The 26,912-nt window shown below is 48.3% G+C and carries 23 protein-coding genes; 20 read left to right on the forward strand and 3 right to left on the reverse strand.

The window, feature by feature from the left end:
- Positions 1-502 precede the first annotated feature (502 nt).
- From tet(Q) to BN8908_RS05600, 7 genes are all read left to right on the forward strand, one after another.
- Positions 503-2,428 (forward strand): tetracycline resistance ribosomal protection protein Tet(Q), encoded by a 1,926-nt coding sequence (tet(Q), locus tag BN8908_RS05570; RefSeq protein ID WP_004291466.1) that lies wholly within the window; start codon positions 503-505, stop codon positions 2,426-2,428.
- Positions 2,428-4,746 carry a hybrid sensor histidine kinase/response regulator gene (locus tag BN8908_RS05575; RefSeq protein WP_004291467.1) on the forward strand — a complete coding sequence of 773 codons (2,319 nt, stop codon included), beginning with the start codon at positions 2,428-2,430 and terminating at the stop codon, positions 4,744-4,746. Before tet(Q) ends, BN8908_RS05575 begins: the two co-directional genes overlap by 1 nt.
- Entirely contained in the window at positions 4,739-6,061 is a 1,323-nt protein-coding gene (locus BN8908_RS05580; RefSeq protein ID WP_004291471.1) for a sigma-54-dependent transcriptional regulator, read from the forward strand. The genes BN8908_RS05575 and BN8908_RS05580 overlap by 8 nt, the downstream gene beginning before the upstream one ends.
- 279 nt (positions 6,062-6,340) lie before the next feature.
- The gene (locus BN8908_RS05585) at positions 6,341-6,763 is read left to right on the forward strand and encodes a dihydrofolate reductase family protein (RefSeq protein ID WP_004291474.1); all 423 of its coding nucleotides are present in this window, start codon (positions 6,341-6,343) and stop codon (positions 6,761-6,763) included.
- Positions 6,764-7,001: 238 nt separating this feature from the next.
- The gene (locus BN8908_RS05590; protein ID WP_004304269.1) at positions 7,002-7,607 is read left to right on the forward strand and encodes an RteC domain-containing protein; all 606 of its coding nucleotides are present in this window, start codon (positions 7,002-7,004) and stop codon (positions 7,605-7,607) included.
- A 301-nt stretch (positions 7,608-7,908) separates the two neighbouring features.
- Complete coding sequence (locus BN8908_RS05595; protein WP_004291480.1) at positions 7,909-9,039, forward strand: ATP-binding protein; 1,131 nt, start codon at positions 7,909-7,911, stop codon at positions 9,037-9,039.
- Between the two features lie 16 nt (positions 9,040-9,055).
- Positions 9,056-12,310 carry a P-loop NTPase fold protein gene (locus BN8908_RS05600; RefSeq protein WP_004291481.1) on the forward strand — a complete coding sequence of 1,085 codons (3,255 nt, stop codon included), beginning with the start codon at positions 9,056-9,058 and terminating at the stop codon, positions 12,308-12,310.
- 131 nt (positions 12,311-12,441) lie between these two features.
- On the opposite strand, the gene mobC is transcribed toward BN8908_RS05600, so the two are convergent.
- The 3 genes from mobC to mobA are packed head-to-tail and all read right to left on the reverse strand — an operon-like array spanning position 12,442 to position 16,145.
- Complete coding sequence (mobC, locus tag BN8908_RS05605; RefSeq protein ID WP_004291482.1) at positions 12,442-14,460, reverse strand: conjugal transfer protein MobC; 2,019 nt, start codon at positions 14,458-14,460, stop codon at positions 12,442-12,444.
- Positions 14,461-14,490: 30 nt separating this feature from the next.
- Positions 14,491-15,738 (reverse strand): conjugal transfer protein MobB, encoded by a 1,248-nt coding sequence (mobB, locus tag BN8908_RS05610; RefSeq protein WP_004291483.1) that lies wholly within the window; start codon positions 15,736-15,738, stop codon positions 14,491-14,493.
- Positions 15,717-16,145, reverse strand: coding sequence for a conjugal transfer protein MobA (gene mobA / locus BN8908_RS05615; RefSeq protein ID WP_004291488.1), 429 nt, complete (start codon positions 16,143-16,145; stop codon positions 15,717-15,719). The genes mobB and mobA overlap by 22 nt, the downstream gene beginning before the upstream one ends.
- 421 nt (positions 16,146-16,566) lie before the next feature.
- Between mobA and BN8908_RS05620 the strand changes: the two genes are divergently transcribed.
- From BN8908_RS05620 to traM, 13 genes are all read left to right on the forward strand, one after another.
- On the forward strand, positions 16,567-17,616 hold the full coding sequence (locus BN8908_RS05620; protein ID WP_004291492.1) for a ParA family protein: 1,050 nt from the start codon (positions 16,567-16,569) through the stop codon (positions 17,614-17,616).
- Between the two features lie 2 nt (positions 17,617-17,618).
- Entirely contained in the window at positions 17,619-18,059 is a 441-nt protein-coding gene (locus BN8908_RS05625) for a DUF3408 domain-containing protein (protein ID WP_004291503.1), read from the forward strand.
- Positions 18,060-18,061: 2 nt separating this feature from the next.
- Positions 18,062-18,415 carry a DUF3408 domain-containing protein gene (locus BN8908_RS05630; RefSeq protein WP_004291505.1) on the forward strand — a complete coding sequence of 118 codons (354 nt, stop codon included), beginning with the start codon at positions 18,062-18,064 and terminating at the stop codon, positions 18,413-18,415.
- A gap of 16 nt (positions 18,416-18,431) precedes the next feature.
- On the forward strand, positions 18,432-19,160 hold the full coding sequence (locus BN8908_RS05635; RefSeq protein ID WP_004304280.1) for a hypothetical protein: 729 nt from the start codon (positions 18,432-18,434) through the stop codon (positions 19,158-19,160).
- A gap of 201 nt (positions 19,161-19,361) precedes the next feature.
- The gene (locus tag BN8908_RS05640) at positions 19,362-19,679 is read left to right on the forward strand and encodes a DUF4134 domain-containing protein (protein ID WP_002560983.1); all 318 of its coding nucleotides are present in this window, start codon (positions 19,362-19,364) and stop codon (positions 19,677-19,679) included.
- Positions 19,680-19,689: 10 nt separating this feature from the next.
- Positions 19,690-20,022 (forward strand): DUF4133 domain-containing protein, encoded by a 333-nt coding sequence (locus BN8908_RS05645; RefSeq protein WP_004291514.1) that lies wholly within the window; start codon positions 19,690-19,692, stop codon positions 20,020-20,022.
- Positions 20,019-22,523, forward strand: a complete 2,505-nt coding sequence (locus tag BN8908_RS05650; RefSeq protein ID WP_004291515.1) for a TraG family conjugative transposon ATPase — start codon at positions 20,019-20,021, stop codon at positions 22,521-22,523. Before BN8908_RS05645 ends, BN8908_RS05650 begins: the two co-directional genes overlap by 4 nt.
- A gap of 40 nt (positions 22,524-22,563) precedes the next feature.
- Complete coding sequence (locus BN8908_RS05655) at positions 22,564-22,944, forward strand: DUF3876 domain-containing protein (RefSeq protein WP_004291516.1); 381 nt, start codon at positions 22,564-22,566, stop codon at positions 22,942-22,944.
- A 23-nt stretch (positions 22,945-22,967) separates the two neighbouring features.
- Entirely contained in the window at positions 22,968-23,597 is a 630-nt protein-coding gene (locus BN8908_RS05660; protein ID WP_004304283.1) for a DUF4141 domain-containing protein, read from the forward strand.
- 3 nt (positions 23,598-23,600) lie between these two features.
- Positions 23,601-24,605: a conjugative transposon protein TraJ gene (gene traJ, locus BN8908_RS05665; protein ID WP_004291518.1), complete on the forward strand. Its 1,005-nt coding sequence runs from the start codon at positions 23,601-23,603 to the stop codon at positions 24,603-24,605.
- Positions 24,606-24,636: 31 nt separating this feature from the next.
- Entirely contained in the window at positions 24,637-25,260 is a 624-nt protein-coding gene (gene traK / locus BN8908_RS05670) for a conjugative transposon protein TraK (protein ID WP_004291519.1), read from the forward strand.
- Between the two features lie 27 nt (positions 25,261-25,287).
- Positions 25,288-25,575: a TraL conjugative transposon family protein gene (locus tag BN8908_RS05675; RefSeq protein ID WP_018697145.1), complete on the forward strand. Its 288-nt coding sequence runs from the start codon at positions 25,288-25,290 to the stop codon at positions 25,573-25,575.
- Positions 25,556-26,908 carry a conjugative transposon protein TraM gene (gene traM / locus BN8908_RS05680; protein WP_004291521.1) on the forward strand — a complete coding sequence of 451 codons (1,353 nt, stop codon included), beginning with the start codon at positions 25,556-25,558 and terminating at the stop codon, positions 26,906-26,908. The genes BN8908_RS05675 and traM overlap by 20 nt, the downstream gene beginning before the upstream one ends.
- Positions 26,909-26,912: the final 4 nt, after the last annotated feature.

Genomic DNA, 26,912 nt, shown 5'->3' on the forward strand with positions numbered 1-26,912 from the left:
TTCATGTCCATTTATGTAAAAAATTCCTGCTGACCTTGTTTATGTCTTGTCAGTCACCATTTGCAAAACCATATTTGACCCTCAAAGAGGCTGAATTTGATAAGTAACTTGCTACATACTCATAATAAGGAGCTAAATAGAACACGAATGGGAAATACACAAATGCTAAACTAAAGAAGATATTGGCCAAAATAAACGCTATACCGAGAGAGAAACTTGATTTTTCAACTTCCTAAAACGGTGTTGTTCAAACATTTCTACTTATTTGTACTTGCCAGTTGAACCTACGCTTCCCTAATAAAATGTCTATGGTAAAAAGTTAAAAAATCCTCCCACTTTTGTTAGATATATTTTTTTGTGTAATTTTGTAATCGTTATGCGGCAGTAATAATATACATATTAATACGAGTTAGTAATCCTGTAGTTCTCATATGCTACGAGGAGGTATTAAAAGGTGCGTTTCGACAATGCATCTACTGTAGTATATTATTGCTTAATCCAAATGAATATTATAAATTTAGGAATTCTTGCTCACATTGATGCAGGAAAAACTTCCGTAACCGAGAATCTGCTGTTTGCCAGTGGAGCAACGGAAAAGTGCGGCCGTGTGGATAATGGTGACACCATAACGGACTCTATGGATATAGAGAAACGTAGAGGAATTACTGTCCGGGCTTCTACGACATCTATTATCTGGAATGGAGTGAAATGCAATATCATTGACACTCCGGGACACATGGATTTTATTGCGGAAGTGGAGCGGACATTCAAAATGCTTGATGGAGCAGTCCTCATCTTATCCGCAAAGGAAGGCATACAAGCGCAGACAAAGTTGCTGTTCAGTACTTTACAAAAGCTGCAAATCCCGACAATTATATTTATCAATAAGATTGACCGTGCCGGTGTGAATTTGGAGCGTTTGTATATGGATATAAAAACAAATCTGTCGCAAGATGTCCTGTTTATGCAAACTGTTGTCGATGGATCGGTTTATCCGGTTTGCTCCCAAACATATATAAAGGAAGAATACAAAGAATTTGTATGCAACCATGACGACGATATATTAGAACGATATTTGGCGGATAGCGAAATTTCACCGGCTGATTATTGGAATACGATAATCGCTCTTGTGGCAAAAGCCAAAGTCTATCCGGTGCTACATGGATCAGCAATGTTCAATATCGGTATCAATGAGTTGTTGGACGCCATTTCTTCTTTTATACTTCCTCCGGCATCAGTCTCAAACAGACTTTCAGCTTATCTCTATAAGATAGAGCATGACCCCAAAGGGCATAAAAGAAGTTTTCTTAAAATAATTGACGGAAGTCTGAGACTTCGAGACGTTGTAAGAATCAACGATTCGGAAAAATTCATCAAGATTAAAAATCTAAAGACTATTTATCAGGGCAGAGAGATAAATGTTGATGAAGTGGGTGCCAATGATATCGCGATTGTAGAAGATATAGAAGATTTTCGAATCGGAGATTATTTAGGTGCTAAACCTTGTTTGATTCAAGGATTATCTCATCAGCATCCCGCTCTCAAATCCTCCGTCCGGCCAAATAAGCCCGAAGAGAGAAGCAAGGTGATATCCGCTCTGAATACATTGTGGATTGAAGACCCGTCTTTGTCCTTTTCCATAAACTCATATAGTGATGAATTGGAAATCTCGTTATATGGTTTGACCCAAAAGGAAATCATACAGACATTGCTGGAAGAACGATTTTCCGTAAAGGTCCATTTTGATGAGATCAAGACTATCTACAAAGAACGACCTATAAAAAAGGTCAATAAGATTATTCAGATCGAAGTACCACCCAACCCTTACTGGGCCACAATAGGGCTGACTCTTGAACCCTTACCGTTAGGGGCAGGGTTGCAAATCGAAAGTGACATCTCCTATGGTTATCTGAACCATTCTTTTCAAAATGCCGTTTTTGAAGGGATTCGTATGTCTTGCCAATCTGGTTTACATGGATGGGAAGTGACAGATCTGAAAGTAACTTTTACTCAAGCCGAGTATTATAGCCCGGTAAGTACACCTGCTGATTTCAGACAGCTGACCCCTTATGTCTTCAGGCTGGCTTTGCAACAGTCAGGTGTGGACATTCTCGAACCGATGCTCTGTTTTGAGTTGCAGATACCCCAAGTAGCGAGTTCCAAAGCTATTACAGATTTGCAAAAACTGATGTCTGAGATTGAAGACATCAGTTGTAATAATGAGTGGTGTCATATTAAAGGGAAAGTTCCATTAAATACAAGTAAAGACTATGCCTCAGAAGTAAGTTCGTACACTAAGGGCTTAGGCATTTTTATGGTTAAGCCATGTGGGTATCAAATAACAAAAGACGGTTATTCTGATAATATCCGCATGAACGAAAAAGATAAACTTTTATTCATGTTCCAAAAATCAATGTCATTAAAATAATGGAGCGGTCAGGAAATTTCTATAAGGCAATACGGTTGGGATATATACTTATCTCCATTCTTATCGGATGTATGGCATATAATAGCCTCTATGAATGGCAGGAGATAGAAGCATTAGAACTTGGCAATAAAAAAATAGACGAGCTCCGAAAAGAAATAAACAATATCAATATTCAAATGATAAAATTTTCTCTATTGGGTGAAACAATACTGGAATGGAACGATAAAGATATCGAGCATTACCATGCACGGCGTATGGCAATGGACAGTATGCTCTGCCGTTTCAAGGCCACCTATCCAGCAGAGCGCATCGATAGTGTGCGCAGTCTTTTAGAGGATAAGGAACGACAGATGTTCCAGATAGTCCGGTTAATGGATGAACAACAATCTATTAACAAGAAGATAGCCAATCAAATTCCGGTTATTGTACAGAAAAGTGTGCAGGAACAGTCCAAAAAGCCAAAACGAAAAGGTTTCTTAGGCATATTCGGCAAAAAAAAGGAAGTAACTCCAGCAGTATCAACCACTATCCTTCATTCGGTCAATAGAAACGTAATCAGCGAACAGAAAGTGCAGGATCGCCAATTGTCGGAACAAGCCGACAGCCTTGCAGCTCGTAATGCAGAACTTAACAGACAACTGCAAGAATTGATTTGCCAAATAGAAGAAAAGGTACAAACCGAACTGCAAAGCCGGGAAAACGAAATAGTTGCCATGCGTGAAAAGTCATTTATGCAAGTAGGCGGTTTAATGGGATTCGTTCTTCTATTGTTGTTAATTTCCTACATCATCATACATCGTGATGCAAAAAGCATTAAACAATACAAGCACAAGACAACTGATTTGATAAGGCAACTGGAACAATCCGTACAACGGAACGAGGCACTGATAACGTCAAGGAAGAAGGCGGTACATACTATCACCCATGAACTGCGCACACCGCTGACAGCAATAACAGGCTATGCCGGACTGATACGGAAAGAACAGTGTGAGGATAAGTCCGGGCAGTATATCCAAAACATACTGCAATCCTCCGACCGTATGCGGGATATGCTTAACACTTTGCTTGACTTCTTCCGCCTGGACAACGGCAAGGAACAGCCCCGTCTGTCACCCTGCCGGATTTCAGCAATCACGCACACACTTGAAACGGAGTTCATGCCTGTTGCCGTGAACAAAGGGCTGTCCTTGTCCGTGAAGACTGGACACGATGCCATTGTATTGACCGACAAAGAGCGAATAATACAAATCGGGAATAACCTGCTGTCAAACGCTGTCAAGTTCACAGAAGAAGGCGGTGTTTCTTTGATTACTGAATATGATAATGGAGTTCTGACACTGGTCGTTGAAGATACAGGTACAGGCATGACAGAAGAGGAACAGAAACAAGCGTTCGGTGCGTTTGAACGTCTATCAAATGCCGCCGCAAAGGAGGGTTTCGGGCTTGGGCTTGCCATAATGCGTAATATTGTGTCGATGCTTGGCGGAACAATCCGTTTAGACAGCAAGAAAGGGAAAGGCAGTCGTTTCACAGTTGAAATTTCTATGCAGGAAGCTGAAGAACAGCTTGGATATACAAGCAATACACCTGTTTATCATAACAATAAATTCCATGATGTTGTCGCCATTGACAATGATGAGGTATTACTTCTGATGCTGAAAGAGATGTATTCCCAAGAAGGAATACACTGCGACACTTGCACCGATGCTGCGGCACTGATGGAAATGATACGCCAGAAAGAATACAGCCTGTTGCTGACAGACTTGAATATGCCCGATATAAACGGTTTCGAATTGCTGGAACTGTTGCGTTCGTCCAACGTGGGCAATTCACCAACAATCCCGGTGGTTGTGGCAACCGCTTCGGGCAGTTGTAACAAAGGGGAACTATTGGCAAAAGGCTTTGCCGGATGCCTGTTCAAACCGTTCTCCATATCGGAACTGATGGAGGTTTCCGACAGGTGTGCCATAAAAGCGACACCGGACGGGAAACCGGACTTTTCCGCCTTATTGTCCTATGGCAATGAAGCCGTCATGCTGGAAAAGTTGATAACTGAAACAGAAAAGGAAATGCAGGCGGTACGGGATGCAGCAAAAGAAAAAGACCTGCAAAAGCTGGATTCCCTGATCCACCACCTGCGCAGTTCGTGGGAGGTGCTCCGTGCCGACCAACCGCTGAATGTACTTTACGGATTGCTTCGTGGCGATGCTCTCCCGGATGGTGAAGCGTTAAGCCATGCCGTGACTGCCGTGCTGGATAAGGGAGTGGAAATAATACGGTTGGCAGAAGAGGAAAGGAGAAAATACGAAGATGAATAAGACAAAAATAATTGTGGTGGAAGACAACATCGTGTATTGCGAATATGTCTGCAATATGCTGTCACGGGAGGGCTACCGCAATATGAAGGCTTACCACCTCTCAACCGCGAAGAAACATCTGCAACAGGCAACAGATAATGATATCGTGGTTGCCGACCTGCGTCTGCCTGACGGCAGTGGCATAGACCTTTTGTGCTGGATGCGAAAGGAGGGAAAGATGCAGCCCTTCATCATTATGACCGACTACGCCGAAGTTAATACCGCCGTGGAAAGCATGAAACTCGGCTCGATAGACTATATTCCCAAACAGCTTGTGGAGGATAAACTTGTCCCCCTGATCCGTTCCATACTGAAAGAACGTCAGGCAGGACAACGCCGTATGCCTATATTCGCCCGTGAAGGTTCCGCCTTTCAGAAAATCATGCACCGCATAAGGCTGGTAGCCGCCACCGATATGAGCGTGATGATATTTGGTGAGAACGGCACGGGCAAGGAGCATATTGCCCACCTGTTGCATGACAAGAGCAAACGTGCAGGCAAGCCATTTGTGGCGGTGGACTGCGGTTCACTCTCCAAAGAGCTTGCACCGTCGGCTTTCTTCGGACACGTCAAAGGTGCATTTACAGGTGCGGACAATGCCAAGAAAGGATATTTCCATGAGGCGGAAGGCGGCACGTTGTTTCTGGACGAGGTAGGAAACCTCGCGTTGGAAACCCAACAGATGTTGCTCCGTGCCATACAGGAGAGGCGGTATCGCCCGGTCGGAGACAAGGCAGACCGGAATTTCAATGTCCGCATCATCGCTGCTACCAATGAAGATTTGGAGGTATCGGTGAATGAAAAGCGTTTTCGGCAGGATCTTCTGTACCGCCTGCACGACTTCGGGATAACCGTTCCTCCGTTGCGTGACTGTCAAGAAGACATTATGCCGCTGGCAGAGTTCTTCCGTGATATGGCAAACAGAGAGCTGGAGTGTAGCGTGAGCGGGTTCAGTTCCGAAGCACGTAAAGCGTTGCTGACACACGCATGGCCGGGCAACGTGCGGGAACTTCGGCAGAAAGTTATGGGTGCTGTATTGCAGGCGCAGGAAGGTGTTGTCATGAAAGAGCATCTGGAACTTGCCGTGACGAAACCGACCTCTACTGTCAGCTTCGCCTTGCGCAATGACGCGGAGGATAAGGAGCGGATATTGCGTGCGTTGAAACAGGCAAACGGCAACCGGAGTGTCGCCGCAGAACTGCTCGGCATAGGCAGGACAACACTATACAGCAAACTTGAAGAGTATGGACTTAAATATAAATTCAAGCAATCATAGCCCGTAATTCACTGAATTTGGCTATCTTTGCATAACATTTGAGAAAAACGGCGATTGGCAGGAGCTTTTCGCCGCCAACATATAGGATAAGACCGCAAGGCGTTTCAAGCGAAAATCTGGTAAATTGGAACTACGGAGACGATTGCGTGATGCTTATGCTATGCTTACGCATAGCGTGCATTCACGTACTCTCCGTAAAGGCTTTACCAGAGCCATCGCTTGAAGGTAGTGTGAATTGCACGCTACTTTTTTACCCTTGCCTAACGAAAGGAAACGATTATGGGTAAAGTTCAGATTCTCGCCGTACTGACGATGGACGGATGTCTTTCTTCAGAGTTATATGATAAAGCACATCAGGATTTGTGCCTTGACCGTTGCGGTCTTGATGAAATCAGGAAGAAAGCCTTTTACCGTGTGACACCGGACTATTCCATTTCAATGCTGCACGAATGGAGAAAAGACTGCACAAACATCCGTTACCTCGCGGAAGCCACACCGGACACGGCAGACTATATAAACGGACTGCTGCGGATGCACGCTGTGGATGAAATCATACTATACACCGTTCCTTTCATATCCGGAAGCGGACGACATTTTTTTAAGTCGGCTCTGCCAGAGCAACACTGGACGCTTTCCTCTTTGAAAAGCTATCCCAACGGTGTATGTCGCATTATCTATATCCTTGATAAAAAAGCAAGATAGCCAAAATGTGCGGCAAGCATACATTTCTATTTTCAGGAATAGAATAAATGTTCCGATTACAAACAATTTAAGTCGGAGATAATTTGTCCTTGTGAAAAAATACTGAATTTTATACCTCTGAAATCCAGCACTTTGTAAAATTGAGTGTTGGATTTTTTATTTTCTGCCGCGTTTTTTGCCAATTATATTCATGTGCGCACGCAGAAAACAAAGTGTAATTTTCAAAATTGACAGAACCATGAATTATTTCTTGCTGGCGGAAACCGACTTTTTCCGCCTGATAAACGAAGCCGGCGACTGCAATATGGAAACGGCATACACGGCTTTCGCCACCCAAGTGATCGAACTGTGCAACGGCGGCATGGACATGAACCTTACCGTCATCGCGCTTGCCTACATCGAAATCGAGTTGCAGCACCATCCCGTACGTAATCTGTCAGAAGAAAAAAGAGAGATTGCCGCCTACGTCAGCAAGGCTCTGTCTTTCGTAAGAAAGATGCAGAAATTCCTTGCCACGCCCCAAGTGCCACCACTAATATCCGCCAACAACGCAACAGAAACCACCGCCAGCCTTCTTCAATGGACGGGCAATGCCATCGACCTCGTGGAACTTATCTACGGCATAGACGTGATGGGCTGCATCAACAACGGCAATATGCCGCTCAAACAGCTCGCCCCACTTCTCTATAAGATATTCGGGGTTGATTCTAAAGACTGCTACCGCTTCTACACTGATATCAAACGCCGGAAGAACGAAAGCCGCACCTATTTCATTGACAGGATGCAGGAAAAACTGAACGAGAGAATGTTGCGTGATGAGGAGTTGGAGCGGATGAGAAAATAAAAAAATATCCATTACATATGAGAAGACAGGAATACTCGTATCCTGTCTTTTTATTTTCATTTAATTATATATTAATTAGCACAATATATGTGAGTTTTTCATTCCTATAAGGACAAATTTCAGAAACGTATGTCTGGTAAATTATTGAGTCATCATAGTATGAACATATATCATTACTAAAAACAATGAAACAACTTCCATAAGATTGTGGTTGTAAAAATCGCCATTTAATAGCCCGTTTTTTTTGTAAAATTCGCCAATTAAAAAAATATGATTATCTTTGCATTATATTTTATAAGGTATGGAAACAGTAAATAGAATACTTCAAGAGAAGATTACAGCACGAATCGCGCCCAATAAAGCAGTACTGATTTTTGGTGCTCGCCGTGTTGGTAAAACGGTAATGATGCGTAAAATTGTGGACAACTATTCAGGTAGGACGATGATGCTCAACGGCGAAGACTACGACACATTAGCACTATTGGAGAATCGCTCAATAGCCAATTATCGGCATTTATTGGATGGTATTGATTTGCTGGCTATTGATGAGGCACAGAACATACCACAAATCGGTAGTATTCTGAAGTTGATAGTTGATGAAATACCGGGAATAAGTGTCTTGGCAAGTGGTTCTTCGTCATTCGATTTGCTGAATAAGACTGGTGAACCGTTGGTCGGCCGCAGTACGCAATTTCTCCTTACACCATTCTCGCAACGGGAAATCGCACAGACGGAAACGGCACTTGAAACCCGCCAGAACCTCGAAGCGCGCTTGATTTACGGTTCCTATCCCGAAGTAGTAATGATGGAGAACTATGAACGTAAAACAGACTACCTACGTGATATTGTCGGTGCATACCTGCTTAAAGATATCTTAGCAATTGACGGCTTAAAAAATTCGAGCAAGATGCGCGATCTACTGCGATTGATAGCTTTTCAGTTGGGCAGCGAAGTTTCTTACGAAGAGTTAGGTAAACAACTCGGCATGAGCAAGACGACCGTTGAAAAATACCTCGACCTATTGGAAAAGGTCTTCGTTATCTATCGTCTGGGGGCTTATTCGCGTAACCTACGCAAGGAGGTTACAAAAGCTGGCAAGTGGTACTTCTACGACAACGGCATTCGCAATGCCATTATCGGGGCTTTCTCACCGCTGGCCATTCGGCAGGATGTCGGTGCGCTGTGGGAGAACTACATCATCGGAGAGCGGCGCAAAGCGAACTTCAATGAGGGACTGCACAGGGAGTTCTATTTCTGGCGCACCTACGACAAACAGGAAATCGACCTGATTGAGGAGAGTGCCGACAGTCTTACCGCCTTGGAGTTCAAGTGGGGAAATAAAATGCCGGCCGCACCGAAAGCCTTCCAAGAAGCCTATCCCTATGCCGAGTTTCATGTGGTAAATCGGGAGAATTATTTGGAGTTCGTATAATCAATAAATTACGTATATGGAAACAAAACTACAATCCAAACAGCAATATCCGCGGTTTATCCAAAATAAACCGTGTGGTATTGACAAATTCGATGGAGGTTCGCAAGAAAGGTTGGCAAAAACTATTGCTCGCCATTTTTGTCAGAATGATTCATTGGATGAGGAATGTACTTTACCTCGAATTATCGGCATCGAAGGTATTTGGGGATCTGGAAAATCCAACGTGGTTAAAATGTTGGAACGTGAATTATCAGACGACTATTACTTTTTTGAGTATGACGCATGGGGACATCAAGAGGACTTGCAACGCCGCTCTATATTGGAATTGCTTACAAGCAAACTTATTGATGATGGTATCCTATCTGGAAATGCAACAATAAAAGTCAAAGGTGGAGGTACGAAAACCGTATCATGGTCTGAAAAGCTGAAATATTTATTAGCCCGTAAAACGGAGACCGTAACCGAAAAATATCCCCTTATCAGTAATGGTATGGTTGCGGCATTTTTGGTTGCAGTTTTAACTCCGATATTTACATTTATTGCGTATGCAGTAAAACCTACACCCACAACATGGTGGTTTTCTTTATTGTCTATTATCATAGCTGCACTGCCAGTTCTTATTGCATTGTGCGTTTGGAAATGGGCATATAGCAAAGATCATAAATATGGATGGAGTTATATGTTAGCTATTTATCAAGATAAAGTCGAAAAGGACGTTTGCTATGAGACTTTGAGCGAAGACGAACCAACGGTTTACGAGTTCAAAACATGGATGCAAGACATTTCTGATTTTATCAAGGAAAAAGGACAACGTAAATTAGTCCTTGTTTTTGACAACATGGATCGTCTCCCCGCTGAAAAAGTAAAAGAATTATGGTCTTCTATCCATACGTTCTTCGCCGATAGCGGTTTTGAAAATGTTTGGGCTGTTATTCCTTTCGATGAAACACATTTAGCTTGTGCATTCGGAGATGAGACCGACGAACAAACGAAACAACTGACCAAGTATTTTATCAATAAAACTTTCCCTATTGTTTATCGTGTTGCTCCTCCTGTTATTACCGACTATCGAAGTATATTCAACAAACTGTTTGTTGAAGCATTTGGAGAAACAGAAAATGAAGCGAAAGAAACTATAAATCGGATATTCAGATTGGTAAATCCTAATGCCAATGTTAGGGAAATTATATCATATATCAATGAGATGGTCGCTCTTAAACAAGAGTGGTGTAACGAAATTTTGATGATAAACATAGCATTGTTCTGTTTGAAGAAGACGGATATTCTGGCAAATCCAGTAGAACAAATATTGTCCGGCGACTATCTGAATGGCATTCAAACAATAATTAACAATGATCTGCAAACACAACGCGAAATTGCAGCTTTGGTATATGGTGTCGATGTTGAAGATGCTCGACAAATTCCATTGAAAAAATATATTGAAGGCTGCATCAACGGAGAAGAAGACCACGACATAAATCAATATGCAGAGACTAATAAACAATTTGACACTGTATTAGAAGAAGTTATACAATGTATGGACAATGCGCTTATCGATAAGATTATACATTGTTTGCATAAATTAACTCGAAAGAGCGATGTTATTCTGCGTGTATGGCAAAGAATAGCACAATTGAAATTAAAAGAATCCATAGAGAAGCAGGTGTTCCCTGTCGAATACCAAGAACTGCTGTTGCATTTAGACACGGAAAGCCAAAACCATGTGATTGCTCAATTATATAAGAAGATAGTTCGGTTCAATGACTTCAATGGCGGCGACTATTTCAAAACGTTAGATGCAATAGACAGGTTTATTGCGCAAAATAAGTTGGCGTGCGATTTTACGTCATTGATTGAAGCAAAAACAGTCAAGCCAAATACATTTATCGATTATATTCAAGCTGCAAATGCAACAGATGCTGCCTATCGGGATAACGCGACAACTAAAGCATATAAATATTATCAAGTAGCAACAAATTCGGAGGCGCTCGATAATTATTTGGCAAACTTACTACCCGATAATTTCGACCATGCAGATATTGTAAAAACGTTAAAAGATAATTCTACCTATACGTTTCCAACGCTTTTGCAAGCGATCACGAATTGCATTGATGAACAGAATGTAAATAAAGATAATATAGGGGCTATATTTACAACCTATCGTTTATTGGCATCTGACGAAGAAAGACCTTTACCTGTAACGTTAGATTCAACCTACATAAATCAGTTGCATTCTGAATTAGAAACTGATGGCCGAAACATTAAAGAGTCTGGATATTACGATTTAGTCGCCATGCAATTGGCACATGGTCATTCCGTTTCCTTAATAGAGGGTGGAGATATAAAATATGTTGCAGAACTCATGGACTATTATGTGGATCATGGAGACTTATTAGTAAATAGTGTGGGATGGAATATACCGCTATTAAATGAAACACTACAATACATGGTAAATCATAAACTTGGCTATAAATTATTGCTCTCAGACATATTGCCCCAATTTGAAGATATTAAGAACAGAATAGGTGTAACGGATGAGGTATTTATCGAGCATTTAGCAGAGTGGAATACCGATTTGGATAAGTATATCACTAAGAACAATATTAAAGATGTAATTCCTGACGCATCTTTTTACGATTTGACCACTAAAATAAGCAATGTCCTGACCGATCATATCAATAAAATAGCGTTCGAAGCGTTGTCTGAAATAAGTGTTGATACATTATACGCCCAAAGAACAGCACATACATCATATTATTGGTTTGTCGCAATAAAACATTTACTGGCTAAAATCAAATCCTTGCCAGATAACTTGACTGAATTTGGCAAAAAGATTCTGATGGATATTGCTTCTGGAACTCAAAGTTTGAATCCTTTCCCTAATTGTTTCAAGAATATAGTTGAAAGATTGGATAAACGAAAAATTAAATCGACAGTTACCGATATAAGAAATGATTTCTGCATCGGTAAAAAGACTATCAATGCAATAAAGTTTCAATTTTTCGAAACATGGCTTAGATCGCATGGTAATTTGAAAAGTCAAGCTGGAGACGTTATTGATAAAATAGTGAAACCTGTAATTTCCGATGGGGCATGCCGTTCATTGATTCTGCAAAACAAAGATTTTTATATGGATTTAATAAATACAGCAGGGGATGATGCTTATGAATTGAAAAAGAGTCTCCGAAACCTCATACAAAAAGATTCAGATCCGCAATTGGTTAAATTTGTCAATTCGATAGATTCAGTACCTGAGGTTGAAACCGCGTAAGTATTTGTCTAACAAGTCCGAATTTTACGATTTTACCCGTCAGAACTGAAGTGCCCCCCAAAAAAATTGTATCCAACTTTTGGGGGTCACTTCAAACTTCGATAGGGATAATTTTCAATTTTGGGGACTTGTTAGACAGTCTCATTATCTGGTAGCAGTTTACACAGCACCGGATCGTTTTTGATACGCTCCAGTTCCTCCTGCACAATCTGCTTCACCTCTTCCTTGATGCGCCGGTAGTTCGCCTGCACCGTTTCCTTCATGCGGTCGTTGCCGTCCTCGTCCGTGAAGTTTGTAATGACGGGAATTTTCTTGTAGGCACTTTCTTCCCGTTTCACCTTTTCGGCATCCACCACAATCTCGCAATGAAAAATCTTCTGCTCGATACGCTCGTTGAAGTTGTCGGATACAGAACCGACAAACATTCCCTGCGTAAGCCCGGAAATCTTACTCGGTGGAATGAGCGCGTCCATCTGCGTGTTGATGGAGGTGGAAACATCCTGCCGGTTGATGGAGATGGACTGCCGTTTCTGCAACACCTTACCGAACCGCTCGGAGAGCGTCTTGGCTGTTTCCCCCACCACCTGACCGGAGAAAATATTGCCGACAGTGTTCATCACCACTTTCGCCTCTTTGTCCCCGTAGTCACGCACTAACTGGCTGAAATCCTGAAAGCCCAGACACACGGCAACCTTGTTGCTTCGGGCGGTAGCTATAAGATTGTCCAACCCTTTGAAGTATATTGTGGGCAACTCGTCGATGATGACCGATGACTTCAGCATCCCCTTCTTGTTGATGAGCTTCACGATACGGGAATTATACAGACCGAGTGCCGCACCGTAGATATTCTGACGGTCGGGATTGTTACCCACGCAGAGGATTTTCGGCTCTTCGGGATTGTTGATGTCCAGCGTAAACTCGCTGTCTGACATCACCCAGTAGAGCTGCGGTGAAATCATCCTCGAAAGCGGGATTTTTGCCGACGCTATCTGACCCATGAGCTGCTCCGCAGCCCCTCCAAGCCACGCATCCATGAACGGCGAAAGGTAGTTCTCCAGCTCCGGATAAGAGGTCAGTATCGGAAATATATCCTCGTAACGGCGGTTCAGAAACTCGATAGCATGGGGAAACGTGCAAAACTTCCCGTTCTGATAGATTTTGAGATACCAGATAATACTGGCAAACAGAATGATAGGTGACTCCACGAAGAAGTCGCCCTGCTTTTGCACCCACGTTTTATTGAGGTTGAGCATTATTGTGTAGGCACTCTCATAGGCATCCGTAATATCTTCCATAAAATCCGGGTGAATGGGATTGCACCGATGAGAGCGTCGCGGGTCGTCGAAGTTGATCACATAGAACTTCGGCTTTACCTTGTAGCCGTCCGGGTGGTTCAGCAAATGGTTGTAGGCAATAGTAGATAGGTCGGGATACTTGAAATCGTAGATGTATTGACTAAAGCCCTTTTCAATCTGTTGCTTGATAAAATTGTTTACCACGGCATAGGACTTGCCGCTGCCCGGCGTACCCAACACGATGGACGCACGGAAGGGATTAACTACATTGATCCAACCGTTGTTCCAGCGTTTCCTGTAATAGAAACGTGTCGGCAGATTGACCGAATACTCGCTTTCGATAAGCCTCGTTTCCTGCATGAAACTCTCGTTCTCGTTGTTGAAAACATCCTCCATCAAATTGTGTTTCAACAGGCGGCTCATCCACAGACCACCCATCAACAGGCAGACATAGCCCGTTCCAATGGTAAGGACATACAGTCCCGTCACCGCTTCAAGCGGCAGCGGCAGGGGCAGCAACCACCAGTTCAGGAAAAACAGCACGAACCCGACGGCAAATGCTGTCCAGATTCTCCCCCAAGTGATTTTCTCACCCTTGACACCCTTCGTACCCAGACAGGACAAGGCAAGCAAAAGGACGGAAAACAGCTTCGTGTAGAGAATGGAATGGAACAGCCCCGCCGTGCGGTCGAAGTTCAGAAGGATTTTGTCCACCACGCCGATGTTCACGCCCCACAGCCGGATGGCTTCGTAGCAGAACCAGTACACGTTCATGACCACTAAAATGATACTCACGGCACGCAGAAAATCCATGATTTTCGCCAATGCCCTCAAATCGTCTTCTTGTTGTGACATACATTGATTTTTTAATTGTTGATACTCTGATTACATACCCAAGCCCTTGCGTTTTTTCTTCTTTTTGCGCTTCATCGCCCGGATGAAAGCCTCTTCCTCGGCATCTACCGCCGGACCTTCGGGAGTGAGCAAGCCCATACCGCCCGATATATCTTCACTGTCGTAGGCGGTCTGCCCGTGTGCCTTGTCCGCAGCATCCACAGGGATGGATAGCGGTATCGGCGGTTGTCCGGCGTATGGCAGGGTGAAGTGTTCCTGCAAGGCATTCGCCGAAAGCTCCTTACCCATGCGCGAACCGTTCAGCACGCATCCCGTGCGGTGGTCGATGAAGGTAGCCCCATAGATGCGCCCTTCCTCTGTGTAGCGCAGTACGGTGTCGATGCCCTTCTCTTTGAGTTGGGATACAAATTTGTCCTTGTCATAAGTGCCTTGCAGCACGGAAAGGACGGTGCGTTTCGTCATGTCTGCCAGTTTCCTATCCTTGATTTCCGATTTGGAACGGACAAACTTCTTCTGTACGGCTTCATAGCCTGCGGACTTCCCGAAAAGCGAGGATTTGAACGGGTTGCCCACCTTGTTACCCTTGTCGTCCGTGACGGAATAGACCAGCCCGTGATACTCCCGTCCGCGCACGTTGCCCCTCGCTTCCTCCACCGTCATATTATATAAGGAAAGGAGCGCACGGTATTCGCCCATCGTCTGGAAACGGTACTGCCCATTCAGAGCCTTCACGGTGTTGCCTACCTGCTTCTTCACATCACCTGCCGATGCGGCCACCTTGCGCAACGGATTATCCAATCTCTGATTTTTACGTTCTGCCGGATGCAATCCGTACTTCTGTTCCAGTTCCCTGCGGATACGGTCGCTGCGGCGGTAGAGAAAATCCCGGTTGAGCCTTTTCCCGTTCTCGTCCACGTTGACCGTCACGATGTGCAGGTGGTGGCGGTCGATGTCCTCGTGCTTGAATACAAGATAAGGCTGGTTTCCGAAACCGAGTTTTTCCAGATACTCGCGGGCGATATTCTGCAACTCAATATCGGTCAGCACATCCTCCGGGTGCGGGTTGAGAGAGATATGCACCACCGGCTTCTCGATCTTCATCTGCGGTGGCAGGAAGGTGAGAAAACCCTCCATCGCCTTGCCTATGTCCACCGTTCCCGAACCGTCATTGTAGATGCGGTTGGTGGTGAGAAGCCGCCCCTGCGCCTCGTTAATCTTCTCCCCGTTGTAGGCAATCGCGCCGTACAACGAACTTCCTACACTGATTTTTGCGACCATTTTGCCTCCATTTCCCTTGAAAGTTCCACAATCCGGCGGCTCAGTTTCACGAGTTCGACGGTGTGTTGCTCTAATTTGTAGAGCAACGCCATCGCCTTTTTCTCTGAAAAATGCAGCCTCAGTTCCTTCACGACTTGGTTGTAATTCGTACCCACGGCACGGAATTGTGCATGAAAATCCGACAGTTTGGTGTAATAGTCCACCAACGTCTTGTCCACCTTCAGCACCTTGAACGGTTGCCCGAAGAAGTGCGCTTTGAGGAAAACAGACCGTGCATAGACACCCGATTTTCCGAACATGGCGAGGAAACGGTTGTGTTCCTCCTCGTTGAAACGGACGGTGTACCGGTACACCGCCGGATCAAGTTTGGGATTTCTCCCTGATTTGCTTTTCCTTTTCTCTTTCATATTACTTTGGATTTAGCGGATTGACGGCATAAGCCGCCGCTTCGGATTACAGCACCGCAGTTCTGAAAGGCTTCCCGACTTCGGAGGGAAAGCCCGCCCCCTGCAAGGGCAAGTGCTTTTCGTGGCTGCTCAAAATATTTTGAGCGGCTGAAAAGACATCTTGCTATGTTCAGGTGAACATAAAAATCCGTCAGGGGACGGATTGGGAAAATACCTTTCAGGACTCCGGGCCGCGCGTCATCGGCGAACCCTGCTGTCCGGGTGCAAAGTTACGCCCTTAAAGCGGTATCGGACAGATGCTTGACCCGGTCAATGACTGCCAACCGGCGCAACGTGCCGCCACTTGCCGGAGAAGTGATACAGGTTCCAAAATATACTTGTTTATTTGCAGCATGATTCAAGAAACGAACGATTTGAAGATATGATAAACGGAACATTCAAATACCCGGAAATCCGCTTCTTCGGATACTTGCCGAAACGGATACCCGAACCGTCGGAAACCCGGTTCTCCGACAATTCGGTGACGTATGGATTCAATGACTTCATGACGCAATGTCGTCAATCACCATTTGTCCGACGCACCGCTTCACCACAGAACCGGATACGCGACGACCCGCCTGCGTGTGTAGTCACGGAAGCGGATGGTGCGACAGCCAAATCCGTATGGAAACAGAAAAACAAATCATCAACAATTAAAATAAATGGAACTATGAGTAAGGAAATCTTCGTTGCATTCGCAACACAGAAAGGTGGCATCGGCAAATCCACTGTCACGGCACTTGCCGCCAGCTACCTGCACAACGTGAAAGGCTACAATGTCGCCGTCGTGGACTGCGACGACCCGCAGCACAGCATCCACGGGCTGCGCGAACACGAAATGGGGCTTATCGACAGCAGCACCTACTTCAAGGCTCTCGCTTGCGACCATTTCCGCCGGATCAAAAAGAACGCCTACACCATCGTCAAAAGCAATGCGGTGAACGCCCTCGACGATGCCGAGAGGATGATTGCCACTGAGGACGTGAAACCCGACGTGGTGTTCTTCGACATGCCCGGCACACTCCGAAGCAACGGCGTGATAAAGACGCTCTCGCAGATGGACTACATTTTCACTCCGCTGAGTGCCGACCGCTTTGTCGTGGAGAGTACCCTGAAATTCGTCACGATGTTCCGCGACAGGCTGATGACTACCGGACAGGCGAAAACAAAGGGGCTGCATCTGTTCTGGACGATGGTGGACGGCAGGGAGAGGAACGACTTGTACGGCATCTACGAGGAAGTGATAGCCGAAATGGGCTTTCCGGTACTTTCCACCCGCTTGCCCGACAGCAAGAAGTTCCGCCGTGACCTTTCGGAAGAGCGCAAGAGCGTTTTCCGCTCCACCATCTTCCCGATGGACACGGCACTGCTGAAAGGGAGTGGCATCCGGGAGTTTTCCGAAGAGATAAGCGACATCATCAGACCGCAGTGAGCATGGGCAGCAGGAAAGTGAACACGGAAGGCATCGACGAGGAACTGCTGTTAGCCTCCATCGGGCGGCGCACACAGGACGGGACACTGCGCCCCGCACAGGAAGTACCCGCAGCTGCACCGACCGAAGAGGACACCGCCGCACCGGAACCATCTCCTGTGCAACCCGTAACACGGGAAAAAGCGCAGAGGGAAAGTGGACGCCGGAAAAGGCAGGACGAGGACTACAACGAGCTATTCCTGCGCCGCAACGAGATAAAGACCCGCCAATGTGTCTATATCAGCCGTGACGTCCACGGCAAGATCCTCAGAATCGTGAACGACATCGCCGGAGGGGAAATCTCAGTAGGCGGATATGTGGATACCGTGCTGCGCCAGCATCTGGAACAGCACAAGGAGAGAATCAACGAACTGTACAAGAAACAACGTGAAGATCTGATTTGAAAATGGAAAAAGAAATGACACCGAATGAAAAAAGACCACAGCAAGACTGCGGAGGTATGTTTACCCAAGTGCAGGCGAGTGTGGAAATACTGTCGCCTGTCCCGGTAAGCGGCAAATGCAGTGAGAAGGACTATGAACGCCTGTTCATCCGCGACCCGGAAGTAAAGGCACGTGAGGGGAAGATGGCGTATGTGCGCCCGGAGTACCACGAGCGTATCATGCGTATCACCCGTGTAATCGGGCATGACCGGCTTACGCTGTCCGCTTACATCGACCATGTGCTGACGCACCACTTCAACCAGTGCGAAGATGCGATAAAGAGCCTTTATGCCCGAAATTACAATTCAGTATTCTAACCAAAAACGGAAGGATATGAATTACACAATCAGCATGACAGACATTCTGCTGGCGGTATCGGTCGGCTGCAACCTCTGGTTCCTGTTCCTGCTCCTTTACGAGCGCATCATGGACACGCGGATTGTCCGCTTCTTCAAGGGCATTGTCGGATTATGGCGGTCACTGGACGGGAATGAGGCTAAACGCATAGCGGCACACGAGGAAGTCCCTGCGGAAAAGGCGGACATCATCGGCAAGAGCCGTTTCAGGATGGCATCCACCCGGACAACCGCTGCCATACCGACGCAAGAAGCCGCCACTATTGAAAAAGGCATTGAGCTGTCGGAGGAAGAGGCTACTTTTGACGACGGAAAAACGGGAAACGCATCCCGCCCGGCACAAGTCCCGGAGGAAAAACTCGATGAGACCTTCACGAGCATACCGCCGGAGGAACTGGGATACGGGGACGACGAACCGGAAGAGGACGCCTCGGACACGCCACGGGCTTCGGGCAGCAGCTTTGACGAGATTGACGACGCCTGCAAGACCGCCAAAAACCCGGACGCGACACAGGCGGAACGTGAAAAGGCGGCTAAGGTGTTCACCGACATGGAGGGCACGGAGTTGTACGAGAAAATGATGGAAGGCTCTTCGGAGATAGGCATCCGCATCAAGGGGCTTATCGAGATTCGGCTGAAGAAATCTGAAAAGGAGTTCGTCGTGCCGGACAACATCGAGGAGTTCGACATTCGCAACTATGTATGACAACAATAAAAGAAATGAACATGAAAGAATGACATCAACCCACGCGGCGAGGAAACGCAAGGCGCATCCCCATCCGCAACGGACACGCCCACGTCCGTGGAAACAAACGGGCATCCACTAAAACCAAAGTAAAGAAACAAAGTATCAACCGCCCGACAAAGGACCATCCACCCTTTTGACGGCAAAAAACAAGAACAGTTTATGAACAAGAACATCTTGAAAAACAGAAAAGCAATCCTCTCCGCGGCACTTGTCATCGCCGCAACCGCCTCCGCTTTCGCGCAGGGAAACGGCATCGCGGGCATCAACGAAGCCACCTCTATGGTGAGTTCTTATTTCGACCCCGGAACTAAACTGATATACGCCATCGGTGCAGTCGTCGGGCTTATCGGGGGCGTAAAAGTGTACGGCAAGTTTTCATCGGGCGACCCCGACACCAGCAAGACAGCCGCCTCGTGGTTCGGCGCGTGCATCTTCCTGATTGTTGCCGCCACCATCCTGCGCTCATTCTTCCTTTAATAAATAATGTATGGCTGAATACCCAATCAACAAGGGTATCGGCCGTCCGGTAGAGTTCAAGGGCTTGAAGGCACAGTACCTCTTCATCTTCTGCGGAGGTCTGCTGGCTCTCTTCGTCCTGTTCGTCATCCTCTACATGGTCGGTATCGACCAGTGGATATGTATCGGCTTCGGCGCGGCATCGTCCTCCCTCCTTGTATGGCAGACCTTCGCGCTGAACGCCCGGTACGGTGAACACGGGCTGATGAAATTAGGAGCGGCACGGAGCCATCCCCGATACCTTATCAACCGGCGGCGGATAACCCGTCTGTTCAAACGACAACGAAAGGAAGAAAGACAATGAGGAATACATCGAAAATGACAACACTGGAAAACAGGTTCCCACTTTTAGCGGTGGAGCATGGCTGCATCATCTCAAAGGACGCCGACATCACGGTGGCTTTCGAGGTGGAACTACCGGAACTTTACACCGTGACGGGTGCGGAGTACGAGGCGATACACAGTTGCTGGTGCAAGGCTATCAAGGTGCTGCCGGACTACTCCGTCGTCCACAAACAGGACTGGTTCATCAAGGAACGCTACAAACCGGAGCTTCAGAAGGACGACATGAGCTTTTTAAGCCGCTCTTTCGAGCGTCACTTCAACGAGCGTCCGTACCTGAAACACACCTGCTACCTCTACCTGACCAAGACAACAAAGGAGCGTAACCGGATGCAGAGCAATTTCAGCACGCTGTGCCGGGGACATATCATCCCGAAGGAGCTGGACAGGGAAACCACGACCAAGTTCTTGGAAGCCTGCGAACAGTTCGAGCGCATCATGAACGACAGCGGGCTTGTCAGGCTGCGCCGCCTCTCCACCGATGAGATTGTGGGTACTGAGGGAAAGACGGGACTTATTGAACGCTACTTCTCGCTCATGCCGGAAGGTGACACCACCTTGCAGGACATCGAGCTTTCGGCAAGGGAGATGCGCATCGGCGACAACCGCCTGTGTCTGCACACCCTCTCCGACGCGGAAGACCTGCCGGGCAAGGTGGCTACCGACACCCGTTACGAGAAGCTCTCCACCGACCGGAGTGACTGCCGACTGTCATTCGCCTCCCCGGTGGGGCTTCTGCTCTCCTGCAACCATATCTACAACCAGTATGTGCTGATAGACAACAGTGAGGAAACCTTGCAGAAGTTCGAGAAGTCCGCCCGTAACATGCAGTCGCTATCTCGCTATTCAAGGAGCAACAGCATCAACCGCGAGTGGATAGACCAATACCTGAACGAAGCCCATTCCTACGGACTGACCTCGGTACGGGCACACTTCAACGTCATGGCGTGGAGCGACGATGCGGAGGAACTGAAGCATATCAAGAACGACGTGGGCAGCCAGTTGGCAAGCATGGAATGCGTGCCGCGCCACAACACCATCGACTGCCCGACACTCTACTGGGCGGCGATACCCGGCAATGCGGCGGACTTCCCGGCGGAAGAGAGTTTCCACACCTTCATCGAACAGGCGGTGTGCCTGTTCACAGAGGAAACCAACTACCGCAGCTCGCTCTCGCCCTTCGGCATCAAGATGGTGGACAGGCTCACGGGAAAACCGCTGCACCTTGACATCTCCGACCTGCCCATGAAGCGAGGTATCACGACCAACCGCAACAAGTTCGTGCTGGGTCCTTCGGGCAGCGGCAAGTCTTTCTTCATGAACCACCTCGTGCGCCAATATTATGAGCAAGGCGCACATGTGGTATTGGTGGACACGGGAAACTCCTATCAGGGCTTGTGCGGCATGATCCGACGCAAGACAGGCGGAGCGGACGGTGTGTATTTCACCTACACGGAAGATAAGCCCATCAGCTTCAACCCGTTCTACACCGACGATTACATCTTCGACGTGGAGAAGAAGGACAGCATCAAGACCCTGTTGCTGACGCTCTGGAAGTCGGAGGACGACAAGGTGACAAAGACGGAGAGCGGCGAGCTGGGCAGTGCCGTGAGTGCCTATATTGAGCGCATCCAATCCGACCGTAGCATCGTGCCGTCGTTCAACACCTTCTACGAGTATATGCGTGACGACTACCGCAAGGAACTGGCACAGCGTGACATCAAGGTGGAGAAGTCCGACTTCAACATCGACAACATGCTCACCACCATGCGGCAGTATTACCGGGGCGGGCGTTACGATTTCCTGCTCAACTCCACGGAGAACATCGACCTGCTCGGCAAGCGGTTCATCGTCTTCGAGATAGATTCGATTAAAGAAAACCGCGAACTGTTCCCCGTCGTGACCATCATCATCATGGAAGCCTTCATCAACAAGATGCGGCGGCTGAAAGGCGTGCGGAAACAGCTTATCGTGGAAGAGGCTTGGAAGGCCCTCTCATCGGCGAACATGGCTGAATATCTGCGCTATATGTATAAGACGGTCAGAAAATATTACGGCGAGGCAATCGTGGTGACGCAGGAGGTGGACGACATTATCAGTTCTCCGGTGGTCAAAGAGAGCATTATCAACAACTCGGATTGTAAAATCCTGCTTGACCAAAGGAAATATATGAACAAGTTCGACCAGATACAGGCGTTGCTCGGACTGACGGAAAAGGAGAAGTCGCAGATACTCTCCATCAACATGGCGAACAACCCTTCACGGCTCTACAAGGAGGTGTGGATAGGCTTGGGCGGCACGCAGTCGGCGGTCTATGCCACGGAGGTCAGCGCGGAAGAGTATCTGGCGTACACCACCGAGGAAACGGAAAAAGTGGAGGTTTACCGTCTGGCGGAGAAGCTGGGCGACGACATCGAAGCCGCCATCCGGCAGCTTGCCGAAAGGCGGAGAAACAAGGAATAACTAAAAAACAGAATGTATCAACCAAAAAAGAAAAACGCGTATGAATTTACCAAAAGTGAAAATGCTGCAAGTCAGCAAGTGCCTTATCGGATTGGCGGTCATGATGCTGCAATCCTGCGACGTGGCCGACAACCGCCGCGACATGCTGTGCGGGAACTGGGAGAGCGTGGAGGGAAAACCTGACGTGCTTATCTACAAGGAGGGCGAAGCCTACAAAGTGACGGTGTTCCGTCGTAGCGGTCTGCGCCGCAAGCTCAAGCCGGAAACCTATCTCTTGCAGGAGGAGAACGGCAACCTGTTCATGAACACCGGCTTCCGCATCGACGTGTCCTACAACGAGGCCACGGATGTGCTGACTTTCTCGCCAAACGGGGACTATGTGCGGGTGAAGCCGCAGCCGGGACATCCGACCGAAGAATAACAACCACTAAAATCCAAAGTAACATGAGAACAAGAATAACAATGATTATCTGCCTGTGCCTGCTTTTCGCGGGCAGGGCAAGCGCACAGTGGGTCGTAAGCGATCCGGGCAATCTAGCGCAGGGCATCATCAATGCCTCCAAAAACATCATCCATACCTCCAAGACCGCCACGAACATGGTGAGCAACTTTCAGGAGACGGTGAAAATCTATCAGCAGGGCAAGAAGTATTACGATGCCCTCAAATCGGTGAACAATCTGGTCAAGGACGCCCGCAAGGTGCAGCAGACCATCCTGATGGTGGGCGACATCACAGACATCTATGTGAACAGTTTCCAACGGATGCTCCGTGACGGGAATTTCAGACCCGAAGAGCTTTCCGCAATCGCTTTCGGCTACACGAAACTGCTGGAGGAAAGCAACGAAGTGTTGACGGAACTCAGGAACGTGGTGAACATCACCACGCTCTCCATGACCGACAAGGAGCGCATGGACGTGGTGGAACGCTGCCACTCGAAGATGAAGCGTTACCGCAACCTCGTGAGCTACTACACGAACAAGAACATCTCCGTGAGTTACCTGCGTGCGAAAAAGAAGAACGACCTCGACCGCATCATGGGGCTGTACGGGAACATGAACGAAAGATACTGGTAGCCTATGAAGTTCGACAACCTTCATCAGATTTTACGTTCACTTTATGAGCAGATGATGCCGCTGTGTGGGGACATGGCTGGTGTGGCGAAAGGCATCGCCGGGCTGGGTGCGCTGTTCTACGTCGCCTACCGGGTATGGCAGTCGCTGGCGAGAGCTGAACCGATAGACGTATTCCCGATGCTCCGTCCTTTTGCCATCGGTCTGTGCATCATGTTCTTCCCGACTGTGGTGCTGGGCACGATAAACAGCATCCTCTCACCCGTCGTACAGGGCACGGCAAAGATGCTGGAGGCGGAAACGCTGGACATGAACCGATACCGGGAGCAGAAGGACAAACTGGAATACGAGGCGATGGTACGCAACCCCGAAACCGCCTACCTCGTGTCCAACGAGGAATTTGACAAGCAACTGGAGGAACTCGGCTGGTCGCCCTCCGACATGGTGACGATGGCGGGAATGTATATCGACCGGGGAATGTACAACATGAAGAAGAGCATCCGCGACTTCTTCCGCGAGATACTCGAACTGCTGTTCCAAGCCGCCGCCCTCGTGATAGACACCGTCCGCACCTTCTTTCTCGTGGTGCTGGCGATTCTCGGTCCGATAGCCTTCGCCCTGTCGGTATGGGACGGTTTCCAAAACACGCTCACGCAGTGGATATGCCGCTATATACAGGTCTATCTGTGGCTACCGGTATCGGACATGTTCAGCACCATACTGGCGAAGATACAGGTTCTGATGCTGCAAAACGACATCGAGCGGATGCAGGCAGACCCGAACTTCTCGCTGGATTCGAGCGACGGGGTGTATATCGTATTCCTCTGCATCGGCATCATCGGCTACTTTACCATTCCCACCGTTGCGGGCTGGATTATCCAAGCCGGAGGCATGGGCGGTTACGGTCGCAACGTGAACCAGATGGCGGGACGAGCCGGAAGCATGGCGGGCAGCGTGGCGGGTGCAGCCGCAGGAAACGCAGTCGGACGTGTCGGCAAATTGCTGAAATAATCAATGTGCAATCATAAATTGGAAAATATAAATGGAATTCAAATCACTTAGAAACATCGAATCGTCGTTCAGGCAGATACGCCTGTTCGGTATCGTCTTCCTCTCGCTGTGCGCCGTGGTGACGGTGTGGAGCGTGTGGAACTCCTACCGTTTCGCAGAGAAGCAACGGGAGAAAATCTATGTGCTGGACAACGGCAAGAGCCTGATGCTCGCCTTGTCTCAGGATTTGTCGCAGAACCGCCCGGCGGAGGCACGGGAACATGTGCGCCGTTTCCACGAGATGTTCTTCACGCTATCACCTGAAAAAAGCGCGATTGAACACAACGTGAAACGTGCCTTGCTGCTGGCGGACAAGAGCGTGTACCACTATTATTCGGACTTCGCGGAGAAGGGGTACTACAACCGCATCATCGCCGGGAACATCAACCAAGTGCTGAAGGTGGACAGCGTGGTGTGCGACTTCAACGCCTATCCCTACCGTGCCGTGACCTACGCCACACAGAAAATCATCCGGCAGAGCAACGTCACCGAGCGCAGCCTCGTGACCACCTGCCGCCTGCTGAACGCATCGCGGTCGGATGACAACCCGAACGGTTTTACCATCGAGGGTTTCACCATCATTGAGAACAAGGATTTACAGACTATCAAACGGTAACAGGACATGAAAAGTATCAGAAAATCAATGTGGGGCATGTATTGGAAACTCCACGACAAACGGAAACGCTTGGCGGCAAGTCTCAAAGGGTATCTGGACGGCTTGCCGCCGGAAACACGCCGCCGCATCGTGCTGGGGATGTTCGCCGCCTTCGCGGTGCTTGCCCTTTACACCTTCGGCAGAGCCGTCTATGACATCGGCAGGAACGACGGCTCACATATGGAAACGGGACACGCCGGACGGGTGGAACTGCCGACCCCGGCGGAAACAGGCAATCACTTAACACCTTATTTATATGGAACAGACAAAGAATGAACCGACGAAAGAGAACAAAGCTGCTCCCGAAACGGGGAAACCGAAAAAGGAGCGCGAACCGCTGACAGAGGCGCAACGGCTGAAACGGCAGAAGATGATCGTGCTGCCCGCTATGGTGTTGGTGTTCATCGGGGCGATGTGGCTGATATTCGCCCCGTCCTCCGGCAAGGAGCAACCGCCGGGAACGGACGGATACAACACCGAGATGCCCGACGCTGACAAGGCGAACCGGCAGATTATCGGCGACAAGCTGAAAGCCTACGAGCATGGGGAGATGGAAGAGCGTCAGGAGAGCCGCAACCGTGCCATCGGGCAGCTGGGCGACATGTTCGACCGCGAGATAGCGGGAACGGAGAACGGAGTGGACTTCGACCTCGCCAATCCGGGCGGCAAGGAAGAAAGGGCAAAGCCAGCCACGCCGCAGACCATCCAGTCCTCCGCAGCCGCCTACCGTGACCTGAACGCCACGCTCGGAAACTTCTACGACCAGCCGAAAAACGACAATGCGGAGATGGACGAATTGTTGGAGCGCATCGCATCGCTGGAGTCGGAACTGGAAAGCGAGAGGGGCAAGGCTTCCTCTATGGACGAGCAGGTGGCTCTTATGGAGAAGTCCTACGAGCTGGCGGCAAAGTACATGGGCGGTCAGAACGGAGGACAGCCATCGGCGGAACAGAGGGCAGAGCCAACTACCGTGCAGAAAGGGAAGAAGAACAAGGCAATGCCTATCAGACAGGTGGAGCATCAAGTAGTTTCTTCACTCTCACAGCCTATGAGTAACGCGGAGTTTGTCGCCGCCTTATCGCAGGAACGCAACCGGGGTTTCAACACGGCTGTCGGCACGGCGGAGGTATTGGACAGGAACACCATACCGGCGTGCGTGCATGGGGCGCAGAGCGTGACGGACGGGCAGACGGTAAGGCTGCGCCTGCTGGAGCCTATGGCGGTGGCAGGCAGGACAATACCCCGGGGTGCGGTGGTGGTCGGCACGGGCAAGATACAGGGTGAGCGGCTCGACATCGAGATTACCTCGCTGGAATACGACGGCACGATTATCCCCGTGGAGCTTGCGGTCTATGACACGGACGGACAGCCCGGCATCTTCATCCCGAACTCGATGGAGATGAACGCCGTCCGGGAGGTCGCCGCCAACATGGGCGGCTCGCTGGGAAGCAGCATCAACATCTCCACCAATGCCGGGGCGCAGCTCGCCTCCGACTTGGGCAAGGGGCTGATACAAGGCACGAGCCAGTACATCGCCAAAAAGATGCGAACCGTCAAGGTGCATCTGAAAGCCGGGTACAGGGTCATGCTTTACCAAGAAAAATATTGAAAAC

The organism is Culturomica massiliensis, from assembly GCF_900091655.1.
Classification (GTDB): Bacteria; Bacteroidota; Bacteroidia; order Bacteroidales; family Marinifilaceae; genus Culturomica; species Culturomica massiliensis.

Excerpts from the sequence above, each read along its gene's own strand:
- BN8908_RS05575 (WP_004291467.1), top strand. The coding sequence starts at position 2,428 with ATGGAGCGGTCAGGAAATTTCTATAAGGCAATACGGTTGGGATATATA.
- BN8908_RS05580 (WP_004291471.1), top strand. The coding sequence starts at position 4,739 with ATGAATAAGACAAAAATAATTGTGGTGGAAGACAACATCGTGTATTGC.
- BN8908_RS05585 (WP_004291474.1), top strand. The coding sequence starts at position 6,341 with ATGGGTAAAGTTCAGATTCTCGCCGTACTGACGATGGACGGATGTCTT.
- BN8908_RS05590 (WP_004304269.1), top strand. The coding sequence starts at position 7,002 with ATGAATTATTTCTTGCTGGCGGAAACCGACTTTTTCCGCCTGATAAAC.
- BN8908_RS05595 (WP_004291480.1), top strand. The coding sequence starts at position 7,909 with ATGGAAACAGTAAATAGAATACTTCAAGAGAAGATTACAGCACGAATC.
- BN8908_RS05600 (WP_004291481.1), top strand. The coding sequence starts at position 9,056 with ATGGAAACAAAACTACAATCCAAACAGCAATATCCGCGGTTTATCCAA.
- mobC (WP_004291482.1), bottom strand. The coding sequence starts at position 14,460 with ATGTCACAACAAGAAGACGATTTGAGGGCATTGGCGAAAATCATGGAT.
- mobB (WP_004291483.1), bottom strand. The coding sequence starts at position 15,738 with ATGGTCGCAAAAATCAGTGTAGGAAGTTCGTTGTACGGCGCGATTGCC.
- mobA (WP_004291488.1), bottom strand. The coding sequence starts at position 16,145 with ATGAAAGAGAAAAGGAAAAGCAAATCAGGGAGAAATCCCAAACTTGAT.
- BN8908_RS05620 (WP_004291492.1), top strand. The coding sequence starts at position 16,567 with ATGATAAACGGAACATTCAAATACCCGGAAATCCGCTTCTTCGGATAC.
- BN8908_RS05625 (WP_004291503.1), top strand. The coding sequence starts at position 17,619 with ATGGGCAGCAGGAAAGTGAACACGGAAGGCATCGACGAGGAACTGCTG.
- BN8908_RS05630 (WP_004291505.1), top strand. The coding sequence starts at position 18,062 with ATGGAAAAAGAAATGACACCGAATGAAAAAAGACCACAGCAAGACTGC.
- BN8908_RS05635 (WP_004304280.1), top strand. The coding sequence starts at position 18,432 with ATGAATTACACAATCAGCATGACAGACATTCTGCTGGCGGTATCGGTC.
- BN8908_RS05640 (WP_002560983.1), top strand. The coding sequence starts at position 19,362 with ATGAACAAGAACATCTTGAAAAACAGAAAAGCAATCCTCTCCGCGGCA.
- BN8908_RS05645 (WP_004291514.1), top strand. The coding sequence starts at position 19,690 with ATGGCTGAATACCCAATCAACAAGGGTATCGGCCGTCCGGTAGAGTTC.
- BN8908_RS05650 (WP_004291515.1), top strand. The coding sequence starts at position 20,019 with ATGAGGAATACATCGAAAATGACAACACTGGAAAACAGGTTCCCACTT.
- BN8908_RS05655 (WP_004291516.1), top strand. The coding sequence starts at position 22,564 with ATGAATTTACCAAAAGTGAAAATGCTGCAAGTCAGCAAGTGCCTTATC.
- BN8908_RS05660 (WP_004304283.1), top strand. The coding sequence starts at position 22,968 with ATGAGAACAAGAATAACAATGATTATCTGCCTGTGCCTGCTTTTCGCG.
- traJ (WP_004291518.1), top strand. The coding sequence starts at position 23,601 with ATGAAGTTCGACAACCTTCATCAGATTTTACGTTCACTTTATGAGCAG.
- traK (WP_004291519.1), top strand. The coding sequence starts at position 24,637 with ATGGAATTCAAATCACTTAGAAACATCGAATCGTCGTTCAGGCAGATA.
- BN8908_RS05675 (WP_018697145.1), top strand. The coding sequence starts at position 25,288 with ATGTGGGGCATGTATTGGAAACTCCACGACAAACGGAAACGCTTGGCG.
- traM (WP_004291521.1), top strand. The coding sequence starts at position 25,556 with ATGGAACAGACAAAGAATGAACCGACGAAAGAGAACAAAGCTGCTCCC.